Source organism: Streptococcus infantis, assembly GCF_047460875.1.
Lineage (GTDB): Bacteria > Bacillota > Bacilli > Lactobacillales > Streptococcaceae > Streptococcus > Streptococcus infantis_AA.
Map to the genome: position 1 here is coordinate 1 of NZ_JASHFI010000027.1, position 1,245 is coordinate 1,245.

At 53.3% G+C, this 1,245-nt stretch carries 1 protein-coding gene; it reads right to left on the reverse strand.

Going from position 1 to position 1,245, the window contains the following annotated elements; genetic code table 11:
* A partial coding sequence (locus tag QM887_RS09890) for a hypothetical protein (RefSeq protein WP_414271438.1) occupies positions 1-1,245 on the reverse strand: 1,245 nt, incomplete at both ends.

The window sequence follows — 1,245 nt, forward strand, 5'->3', positions numbered from 1 at the left end:
AGGCTACCGCACTTGTTGATGCTGAAGCTGAGGCTACCGCACTTGTTGATGCTGAAGCTGAAGCTACCGCACTTGTTGATGCTGAAGCTGAGGCTACCGCACTTGTTGATGCTGAAGCTGAAGCTACTGCGCTTGTTGACGCTGAAGCACTTGCTACTGCGCTTGTTGACGCTGAAGCTGAGGCTACTGCACTTGTTGATGCTGAAGCTGAGGCTACTGCACTTGTTGATGCTGAAGCTGAAGCTACTGCGCTTGTTGACGCTGAAGCTGAAGCTACCGCACTTGTTGACGCTGAAGCTGAAGCTACCGCGCTTGTTGACGCTGAAGCTGAGGCTACTGCGCTGGTTGATGCTGAAGCTGAAGCTACCGCACTTGTTGACGCTGATGCACTTGCTACTGCGCTGGTTGATGCTGAAGCTGAAGCTACCGCACTTGTTGATGCTGAGGCACTTGCTACCGCACTTGTTGATGCTGAGGCACTTGCTACCGCACTTGTTGAGGCTGAAGCACTTGCTACTGCGCTAGTTGACGCTGATGCACTTGCTACCGCACTTGTTGACGCTGAAGCTGAAGCTACCGCACTTGTTGATGCTGAAGCTGAGGCTACTGCACTTGTTGATGCTGAAGCTGAGGCTACTGCGCTTGTTGATGCTGAGGCACTTGCTACCGCACTTGTTGACGCTGAGGCTGAGGCTACTGCGCTTGTTGACGCTGAAGCTGAAGCTACTGCACTGGTTGATGCTGAAGCACTTGCTACTGCGCTTGTTGACGCTGAAGCACTTGCTACCGCACTTGTTGACGCTGAAGCTGAAGCTACCGCGCTTGTTGACGCTGAAGCTGAGGCTACTGCACTTGTTGATGCTGAAGCTGAAGCTACCGCACTTGTTGACGCTGATGCACTTGCTACTGCGCTTGTTGATGCTGAGGCACTTGCTACCGCACTTGTTGATGCTGAGGCACTTGCTACCGCACTGGTTGACGCTGAAGCACTTGCTACTGCGCTAGTTGACGCTGAAGCTGAAGCTACCGCGCTTGTTGATGCTGAAGCTGAAGCTACCGCACTTGTTGACGCTGAGGCTGAAGCACTTGCTACTGCACTTGTTGATGCTGATGCTGAGGCTACCGCACTTGTTGATGCTGAAGCTGAAGCTACCGCACTGGTTGATGCTGAAGCTGAAGCGACCGCGCTTGTTGATGCTGAGGCACTTGCTACCGCACTTGTTGATGCTGAAGCACTTGCTACTG